Raw genomic sequence first — 9513 nt, 5'->3', positions numbered from 1 at the left:
GTGTGTAGTGTGCGCACCCAGACGTTCGGTGGCCCACCCGGTCGGGTCGTCGGCGTCCTCGGCGACCTGGGCATGATGCCGATCGCACACCAGGGTCAGGTTGTCGATATCGGTGCCACCCCCGTGTGCCCACGGGATCAGATGGTGCACCGCGCACATCGTCGCGGGCGCGTCACAACCAGGGAAGGTACAGCCACGGTCGCGGGCCACACACGCCAACCGCTGCCAGCGCGACGCGAGGCGTTGTCCGCGCCCGAGGTAGAGGGGGACGCCGTCGCGGCCGAAGAGCAACAGCCACGGGTAGCGGCCTTCGGCCAGCCGCAACGCGGCCGGGATCGACATCGTCGTGCCCGCCGCGGTGACCGCGTGCCCGGTGCCGCGTTCGAGGTCCTCGAGGCGCATGGTGAGCACGACCGAGACGGGCATGCCGCGGTGACTGCCGAGGGTTTTCGATCCGCCGGTGGCGGTCAGGAACGCCGCCACAGCATCATGGTTGCGTTGGGCGATGGTGCGGGTGTCGCGTTCGGCGGCGGCTTCGAGGGTCTTGGGGTCGATCGCGCGGGCACCGAGGGTGGGGCTGTCGGGGTCGGCGGAGTTGCACATGCCCGGTCGCGCGCCCTTGGCCAGCACCGCGTCCAGCAGCGCCCGCAACTGGGGGGTGAGCAGCCCGCTGATCTCGGTCATGCCGTCGATGCGTTGACGTCCCACCGTGATCCTCCGGACGCGGTCGCGGTCACGGTCGTCGGTCAGGGTGCCGTCGGGGTCGAGGTGGGCCAGGATCGATTCCCCGACCGTGACCACTGCTTCGGGGGTCATCGTGCAGGCGTGTTCGGCCAGCAGTCGTTCGGCCTCTACCCGCAATTCGGTCGGTACGGCGGCGGGGATGCGGTCCATCACCGCCATGATGCGCCGCGCGTGTTCGATCGACAACCGCCCGGCGGTTTGGTGGGCGGCGGTGCGCGGGTATTCCGGTTCCCGGTCTTCTCCGTGCACGAAATGGAACACGCCGAGTTTCTGTGCTGCGCGGCGTCGTGCTCCGGCCTCGGCCATCGAGATCCGCAGGGTTTCGCTCAAATACTTGGCCAGGCTCTTGCATCCGGCGCGTTCGGGCAGGTGCCGGTCGCTGGTCTCGATGACCAGGCGATGCGACACCGCGCCCAGTCGGGCGCGGACGGCTTCGACGCGTCGCATCAGTTCCACGAAGTCGGTGTCGGTGTAGCGGGTCAGGTCTTCGTCGAGCAGGGCGGTGGTCGCGGTTGTCAATTCCTCCACGACCGCGAATACCTCACCCGCCCGGCTCGTATTCATGCCGTAATTCTATCGGGAAAGGAATTGTGCCAGAAGGAGAAACATTGTTCACGCACCCCTTCTCGCAAGCCGATGCGCGTATCTCGTTCCCGGGTGTGCTCACGGCAAATTTCGTTCCGCCCGCCGACCTATTCGGGCATTGGTGACTTCCGGGGCATTCGGGATATGGGTGTGGAATCCCCGATGGATGCCGCGAACAGAAACCGGCGCGAGCTCCGCGGAACTCGCGCCGGTTGCCCTGTCCCAGAACCTACTTCAGTTTGTCGCTGGACAGTCCCAGCACCCGGCGGGCCACGATGAGCTGCTGGATCTGCTGGGTGCCTTCGAAGATGTCGAGGATCTTCGAGTCGCGGCCCCACTTCTCGAGCAGGGTGCGCTGGCTGTAGCCGAGGGGGCCTGCGAGTTCGACGGCCTTGAGGGTGACGTCGGTGCCCATGCGGCCGGCCTTGGCCTTGGACATGGAGGCCTCGAGGGAGTTCGGCTTCTTGTTGTCGGCCATCCAGGCCGCGCGTAGGGAGAGCAGGTAGGCCGCTTCCCAATCGGCTTCCAGGCGGAGGTATTCCGCGGCGGCGGCGTGCTGGTTGTTCGGCGGGGTGTCGTAGGAGATCTCGACGCCCGCGTCGGTGAGGATCTTGCGCAGTTCCTCGAGAGCGGCGCGGCCCACGCCGACGGCCATACCGGCCACCAGCGGGCGGGTGTTGTCGAACGTCTGCATGACGCCCGCGAAACCCTTCTCCACATTGACTTCCGGCGAACCGAGGATGTTGTCCTTCGGAATCCGGCAGTCCTCGAAGCGGATTTCGGCGGTGTCGGACGCCTTGATGCCGAGCTTGTGCTCGAGGCGGGACACGGTGAGGCCCTTGGCATCCCGGGGCACCACGAAGGACTTGATGGCGGCGCGACCCTTGGACTTGTCCACGGTCGCCCACACCACGATGTGGGTGGCACGCGAACCGGCGGTCACGAAGATCTTGGTGCCGTTGAGCACCCACTCGTCACCGTCGAGCACCGCGGTGGTGGACACCGCGGCCGAGTCGGAACCGAAGGACGGCTCGGTGATCGCCATGGCGGCCCACACCTTGCCGAAGCGCTGCAACTGCTCATCGGTGGCGACCGCGGCGATGGCCGCATTGCCCAGGCCCTGGTAGGGGATGGAGAGCATGAGGCCGACATCGCCCCACGAGGTCTCCAGGGCGTTCATGAGCGCGGACATATTGCCGCCGTTGCTGTTGCCCAGCAGTTCGGTGGCGTGCCCGTCGCCCTCGCCCTCCTGGGCCTTGCGGCCGCCGGTGGCGCCGGAGACGTCCTGTGCGCCGGAGTCGGACAGGCCCTCCACCATGGCGGCCATGGTGTCCAGCTCGACCGGGTACTCGTGCTCGGCGAGGTCGTACTTGCGCGAGGTGGGGCGGAAGATCTCCGCGGCCACCTGATGGGCCTGGTTGGCGCTGGCCCGCAGCTTCTTGGGGAGTTCGAGATTGATCATTGGTGGTCTCCGTGTGAGAAGTCGGGGCTAGACGAGGACGACGCCTTCGGCGACGCCGATGCCGCGCAGATCGCGGTACCAGCGCTCGACCGGGTGCTCCTTGGTGAAGCCGTGGCCGCCGAGCAGCTGCACGCCGTCCAGGCCGATCTGCATGCCCTTGTCGGAGGCCAGTTTCTTGGCCAGCGCCGCCTCGCGGGCGAACGACAGCGCCTGCTCGGCGCGCGACGCGCCGCGCAGCGTCACCAGGCGCATACCGTCCAGCTCGATCGCCATATTGGCGACCATGAACGCCACCGCCTGCCGGTGCGCGATCGGCTCACCGAACGCCTCGCGCTCCTTCACGTACGGGATCACGTAATCCAGCACGGCCTGACCGGTGCCGACCGCCAGCGACGACCAGCCCAGCCGGGCCAGCCGCACCGCGTCCGCGTAATCCTCGGCGCGCTGCACGGCGTCGGCATCGCCCAGGACGGCGTTGGCAGGGACCGCGACATTGTTCAGCAGCAGGCGACCCAGGCCCGCGGCGCGCAGACCCATGGCCGGATCCGCCTCGATCACCACACCGTCGGTGTCGGATTCGACGATGAAGAAGGCGGGGCGGCCGTCGAGTTCGGCGGCGACGATGAACAGCTCGGCGTCACCGGCGGCCGGGACCAGGCTCTTCACACCGTTGAGGCGGTAGCCGCTGGGGGAGCGGGTCGCCTTGGTACGCAGCGCGAAGGGGTCGAACAGCGGCTGCGGCTCACTGATCACGACCGATGCCTGCGGCACGTTCTCGCCGGTGAAAGCGCCGAGGTAGGTGCGCTGCTGGGCGTCGGTACCCCACTGCGACAGCGCCACCGCCACGCCGCTGGGGGCCAGGATGGGCAGCGCGAGTCCCATATCGCCGTGCGCGAGCGCCTCGGCTACCAGCGCGTTGGTGACCGCGCCGCGCTCGGAGGCCGCGCCGTCCAGCTCCTCGGGAACATTGATCAGGGTGATGCCGAGTTCCGCGGCCCGCTCGAGCAGGTCACGCGGGGCCTTGGCGGCGTTGTCGGCGTCGTAGGCGGCCGGGCGCAGGATCTCCTCGGCGAACTCCTTCACCGTCTCGACGATCATCTGCTGTTCGTCGGTCGGGGTCAGGTCGAAGTAGTCCTTGCCCCGGGACTCGTTGGCGGGCAGCCGCTTCGGAGCGCCGCCGCCGGACACCTTCTCGAACGCCCGGGTGGCCGCGCCGAGGGTGCGGAAGCCGGTCTTGGTGCCTTCGTAGGTGAGCCGCTCGATCGGCTTGCGCAGCTTGTACTTCTCGGCGAGTTCCGATCCCGTGATCGTCGTCATGACCCGCATGGCCGCGCCCATCCAGTCGCGCTTGACCGGGTTGAGTCCGACAGCGGAGGTGTCCCGCTTCGTTGCGGTGTCTCGAGTACTCATAATCACCAAATTTCTCGGGTGTGTGTGGGGTGATCCTGCCCAGCAATCTTACTCCTGAGTAAGACTATCTTACTTCAGAGTAAGAAAGCCGTCGAGAGTTGTCGAATCGCCTGGTCGGTGGCGGAGTGTCGAGATCGCGGCAACTAGTGAAACAAATTCGCTTCAGAAAGAGGCGGGCTGGGCTACCGTGGGGGCGCATCATCCGCCCCCGCAAGGAGGTCGCACCCATGAAGAGACTCGTGGCCACGGCCGGTGCCGTCGCCGCCCTGACCCTCGCCGTCGTACCCGCCGCATCCGCCACCATCTCGCTGGAGCCGTACCAGCCGACCCGGCCCCCGGCCACGGCGGGCCCCATCGGCACCGAATTCGGCAGCAGCGGCAGCGCCAGCGAGGTGGGCTCCAACTCCGCGCTGCCCACGCCCGGTGGCGGCGACACCGACGTGGACGTCGGCATCGACACCAACTCCGCCGGATTCGACCTGATTCCGGACTGACCCGCGCGTACCGGCGACGGCACCCGCAGCTGGCGCGCCGGTACCCGCGCCGTATCGGACCCGGTGTGGGACGGTAACCATATGTACTGGGTAGCGGGGGTATTCGCGGCCGTCCTCGGAGTGTTCGCCGATCGGTACGGCTACCACCGTGACGAAATGTACTTCCTCGCGGCGGGGCGGCGACTCGACTGGGGATACGCCGACCAACCGCCGCTGACACCGCTGATCGCCCGCGGCGTCTCGGCCGTCGACGCGGATTCGCTGGTGCTGCTTCGGCTTCCGGCCATCGCGGCGGCCACCGTTGTGGTGATCTGTGCCGGACTCGCGGCACGCGAACTCGGTGGCGGGAAGGCCGCGCAAACCGTGGCATCGGCCTCGGTGGCGGCCGCGGCGCTGGTCATGGCGGCCGGGCATCTGTTCGGCACGACGATCATCGACCTCGCGGTGTGGTCGGGCGTGGTTGTCCTCCTCTTGCGATTGCTGCGGTCGGAAGCCGACCCGCGGCTGTGGCTCGCGGTGGGGGCACTCGCGGGGGTCGGCCTGCTGAACAAGGCGCTCATCGCGGTTCCACTGGTCGTCACGGCGGTGTGCTTCGCCGCGATCGGGCCGCGAAAGATATTCGCCACCAGGTACTTTCCCCTCGCCGTCCTGATCGCCGTCCTGCTCGTATCGCCCTACCTGCTCTGGCAGGCGCGGCACGGGTGGCCGCAATGGGAAGTCAGCAGGTCACTGGCGGGCGGATCATCGGGCACCTCGGATACGCCGCTCACCTTCGTACTCCTGCAACTCGGATTGATCGGCCCGCTGCTGGTGCCGCTGTGGGCATTCGGACTGTGGTGGCTGTGGCGGTCGCCCTATCGCGCTTTCGTGCTCACCTACGGTGCGCTCTTCGCGCTCTACGCGATCGTCGGTGGGAAGGCGTACTACCTGGGTGGCATGTATCCGCTGCTGCTCGCCGCCGGAGCGGTGGGCCTCGAGCGGTGGTACACGGCGCGTCGGGTGCGCGCGGTCGGCATCGGTGCCGTGGTGGGGGTCGGCGCGGTGGGCTCGGCGCTGCTGTTCCTTCCGGTGCTGCCGGTGTCCGCGATACCGGAATCTCCGGTGCCGGAGGTGAATTACGACGCGGGGGAGACCATCGGCTGGCCGGAGTTCGTGCGGCAGATCGCCGAGATCCGATCCGAGGTCGCACCCGACGCCGAACTGCTCACGTCCAACTACGGGGAGGCCGCCGCCCTCGAACGTTTCGGAGCCGCGTACGGCCTGCCGACGCCGCACAGCGGGCACAACGCCTACTGGTGGTGGGGTCCGCCCGCCGACGGCCGATGGGTGTTCACGGTGGGTATTCAGCGAGTGGAGGTCGAAAGACTGTGTCACGAACCGGAATCGATGGGTCGGATCGACAACGGATTCGGTGTCGACAACGACGAACAGGGTGCCGAGCTGTTCCTGTGTCGCGATCCGCGCAGGTTGTGGGGCGATATATGGTCTATGATGCGTCATCTCGGATGATGTTCCAACGCAACATGATTGCGCTGGAAGAACTTCAAACCTCCTTGTATTCAAAGTGATTCGCTGCGTTGCGAGATCTGTATAACAAGGAGTTCTATTCGGTTATTTCGATCTCATAGCGTCAACTGTCAAGGGTCACTACGTTTTTCACCGAGGCGAAAGGAGGAAGTCATGTTGTCAGGACTCGTCTCTGTAGTCGTTGGTCTGCTCGGTGGTCTCGTCGGGGTGCTGATCGGCCCCATGGATGGTGGCGGCACCGGATCCGCCTAGCGCCCTCCGGACAGCAGAACGCCCCCGCGACGGAGCGGGGGCGTTCTTGTCGTTCCGGTGCGAACTCAGCTGGCCAGCGCGGCCAGCACCACGTCGTGCAGCAGCCCGTTGGTGGCCACCGCGCTGCCGCCGTGCGGGCCGGGCGTGCCGTCCAAGGCGGTGAAGCGCCCGCCCGCCTCCCGGACGAGAATGTCCAGCGCGGCCATATCCCACAGGGACAATTCGGGTTCGGTGGCGATATCCACCGCACCCTCCGCCAACAGTGCGTAGCCGAAGAAGTCACCGTAGCCGCGCACCCGCCACACCTCGTCGGTGAGCGTGATGAGCTGATCCCGGCGGCCGATATCGCGCCAGCCCGACAGACTGGAGATCGCCAGACTGGCCGCACCCAGCTGCGGCACCGCCGATACCGAGATCGCCTTCGGCTCACCGGACTCGAAACTGCTCCACGCCCCCGCCTCGCGCGCAGCCCACCAGCGCCGCGCCAGCGCCGGAGCGCTCACCACGCCCACAACGGGCACGCCGTCCTCGAGCAGCGCGATGAGCGTCGCCCACACCGGCACCCCGCGCACGAAGTTCTTGGTCCCGTCGATCGGATCGACCACCCACTGCCGCCCCCCGAACTCGGCCTCCCCACCGAACTCCTCACCCAGCACCGCATCCGCCGGCCGCTCCGCCGCCAGTATCGCCCGGATCTCCCGCTCCACCGCGAGATCCGCATCCGACACCGGCGTCAGATCCGGCTTCGAGTCGATCTTCAAATCGAGCGCACCGAACCGATCACGGGTAATCCCATCGGCCGCGTCGGCCAGCCGCAGGGCGAGTTCGAGGTCACTGGAATACGAGGTCACGCCCCAAACCGTAACCTGTCACCCGCTACCGGACATGTCGGCGCCCGGCGTTCCCGGAGTGCGCGGTGTCAGGTCACCGAAGACGACATGATGTTTTGCTTCGCATCGGTCTCGATGCCCTGATCACCCGCTGCAAGGTCGACGACTGACGCGGCGTCTCCGAGTACTCGCCGGGCGCGGGCCTGCCTCCGATCACACCCTCACCGGCTCCGGGCGCGCGGCGGCCAGGGCGGCCGACCACCAGTGGAGTTCGTCGAGCATGGCGCTGGCGGCTTCCCCGGGACCGGTGGGGTCGAGCAGGTTTCCCTCGGCATCGAACAGGAGGTAGAAGCGGGGGAAGGAGACGTAGCCGCGGACGGTGTGGGCGTGGAGTTCGTTGAAGACCTGGCGCAGGTGCTCGATGGCCAGGATGCCGCCGCTGTTGCCGCTGTAGCCGACGAAGGCGATGGCCTTGCGGTTCCACTGGGTGAAATGCCAGTCGATGGCGGCCTTGAGGGAGCTCGGGTAGCTGCGGTTGAACTCCGGGGTCACGATGATGAACGCGTCGGCCGCGCCCAGGCGTTCGGTCAGGTCGACCATCCCCGCCGGGCGGGGTGGGTTGGGGTCCATGAGCGGGGAGACCGCGGGCAGGGCGTGCGGCAGCTCCATCTCCGCCAGGTCGATCAGATCCACCTCGAAGCCGCCGTGAGCGCGGGCGTACTCGGTGATCCAGTCGGCGACCACCGGGCCGAAGCGGCCCTCGCGAACACTGGCGATGATCACCGCGAGGCGCAGGGTGTCGGACATGGGAACTCCTTCATGAGTGGAGCGGCGCGGATTGCCGCGATCGCGGCAAGCGTCCGCATACGGGTGTTGGTGGCGACCCACGGTCGATGCGTCTCCGCCGTCAGGACCGCGCTGTCGGCTCGGTCGCCGAATTCGACTCTGCCGTCGCGGTGCTGTGGCCGGGAGGCCGCGCCGAGAGTGGTAGTGGCAGGGCCACTCTCCGGGGCACGGACGCTGTTACGTTCGAGCCGTGAGTGATAACGAGATGGGGCTCTTCCTGCGTAGTCGGCGCGAGGCGGTCACGCCCGCGGCCGTGGGGTTGCCCGCCGGGCCGCGGCGACGCACGCCCGGCCTGCGCCGCTCGGAACTCGCCACCCTTGCCGGGGTGAGCGTCGAATACCTCACCCGGCTGGAGCAGGGCCGCGACCGGCATCCCTCGGCGGAGGTGCTGTCCGCGCTGGCGGACGCACTGCGGCTGACCTCGAGCGAACGCATTCACCTGTATCAGATGCAGAAGGCCGGGCGTGGCTTCCACTGCCTGGGCGGTGCGCAGCCCAACCGCGAGGTGCGCTCGGCCGTGCTCGCCATCCTGGACCGGCTCGAACCCGCGCCCGCCGCCGTGCTCAACCGGCTCGGTGAGGTGCTGGCCTGCACGGACAGTTATCGCGGGCTGATGGAGCCATCGGGTCTGCTCGATGCGGGACTGCCCGCCAACTTCACCCGCTACGTGTTCACCGACCCCCGCGCCCGCACCGTCTACCCGGATTGGGCGCACCTGGCCGACGCCACCGTCGCCACCCTGAAGGCCGGTCCCTTCCGCTCCGACGCCCTGGTCGCGTCACTGGCCGACGAACTCGCGGTCACCGTCGGCCCGGAATTCAGCGACCGGGTGCTCTCGATACCCGGTTTCGCCGCCGCCACCGGCATTCACCGCCTGGCCCATCCCGAGGTCGGCGAATTGCGCCTGGCCTGGGAGCGCCTGGACCTCTCCGCCGACGACGACCAGCACATTCTCGTTCACCTCCCCGCCGACGACGCCACGGCCGCCGCCCTCGACCGACTGGTGGGACGCCGTCCCGGCGGTCTGCGCGCCCTCGGCTGAGCAGTCCGGTGAAACGCGGCGGGCACCGGCTGTTCCCCCGATCCGAGCGGATAGCGGGATTCGCGGGCGGGTGCGTGACCCGCGTCGTAGGGTCGCTCGCTCGTGGTCACGGTAATCCCTTGGGCGGTAATCTATTCCACTCGTCACCGGTGCGAGCGCGGCGTATCATGTGCACCGTGATCGATCGAAGCGAATTCCAGGAAGCCGGGTCGCGCGCCGTGCGACGAGGCACCACCCAGCCGCGCTCCGAGGTTTGAAGAGAACCGGCCGCGCCGGATCACCCCCCGGCCCACGCCTCCCCATCGACACCCCATTCCCCCC

The 9513-nt window shown here is 68.1% G+C and carries 8 protein-coding genes; 3 read left to right on the top strand and 5 right to left on the bottom strand.

Annotated features, from left to right (window positions below; genetic code table 11):
* The 3 genes from QK444_RS25550 to QK444_RS25540 all read right to left on the bottom strand — a co-directional run.
* Positions 1-1308, bottom strand: a 1308-nt coding sequence (locus QK444_RS25550; RefSeq protein WP_282784445.1) for an HNH endonuclease signature motif containing protein, incomplete at its 3' end; no start/stop codon positions are given.
* A 250-nt stretch (positions 1309-1558) separates the two neighbouring features.
* Complete coding sequence (locus QK444_RS25545) at positions 1559-2791, bottom strand: acyl-CoA dehydrogenase family protein (protein ID WP_195120665.1); 1233 nt, start codon at positions 2789-2791, stop codon at positions 1559-1561.
* Positions 2792-2818: 27 nt separating this feature from the next.
* The gene (locus tag QK444_RS25540) at positions 2819-4201 is read right to left on the bottom strand and encodes an acyl-CoA dehydrogenase family protein (RefSeq protein WP_282784442.1); all 1383 of its coding nucleotides are present in this window, start codon (positions 4199-4201) and stop codon (positions 2819-2821) included.
* Between the two features lie 227 nt (positions 4202-4428).
* Here QK444_RS25540 and QK444_RS25535 point away from each other — a divergent pair, with 227 nt between their 5' ends.
* Entirely contained in the window at positions 4429-4695 is a 267-nt protein-coding gene (locus tag QK444_RS25535) for a hypothetical protein (protein WP_282784440.1), read from the top strand.
* A gap of 81 nt (positions 4696-4776) precedes the next feature.
* The gene (locus QK444_RS25530) at positions 4777-6204 is read left to right on the top strand and encodes a glycosyltransferase family 39 protein (protein WP_282784438.1); all 1428 of its coding nucleotides are present in this window, start codon (positions 4777-4779) and stop codon (positions 6202-6204) included.
* A 335-nt stretch (positions 6205-6539) separates the two neighbouring features.
* On the opposite strand, the gene hisN is transcribed toward QK444_RS25530, so the two are convergent.
* Both hisN and QK444_RS25520 read right to left on the bottom strand, forming a co-directional pair.
* On the bottom strand, positions 6540-7325 hold the full coding sequence (gene hisN / locus QK444_RS25525) for a histidinol-phosphatase (protein WP_282784437.1): 786 nt from the start codon (positions 7323-7325) through the stop codon (positions 6540-6542).
* A 192-nt stretch (positions 7326-7517) separates the two neighbouring features.
* The gene (locus tag QK444_RS25520; RefSeq protein WP_282784435.1) at positions 7518-8111 is read right to left on the bottom strand and encodes an NAD(P)H-dependent oxidoreductase; all 594 of its coding nucleotides are present in this window, start codon (positions 8109-8111) and stop codon (positions 7518-7520) included.
* Between the two features lie 229 nt (positions 8112-8340).
* Between QK444_RS25520 and QK444_RS25515 the strand changes: the two genes are divergently transcribed.
* Positions 8341-9192, top strand: coding sequence for a helix-turn-helix domain-containing protein (locus QK444_RS25515; RefSeq protein WP_282784433.1), 852 nt, complete (start codon positions 8341-8343; stop codon positions 9190-9192).
* Positions 9193-9513 lie beyond the last annotated feature (321 nt).

Source organism: Nocardia sp. CC201C, assembly GCF_030010695.1.
Lineage (GTDB): Bacteria > Actinomycetota > Actinomycetes > Mycobacteriales > Mycobacteriaceae > Nocardia > Nocardia otitidiscaviarum.
Note: the sequence above shows the minus strand (reverse complement) of the source record. Positions and strands in the feature narration are given on the sequence as shown.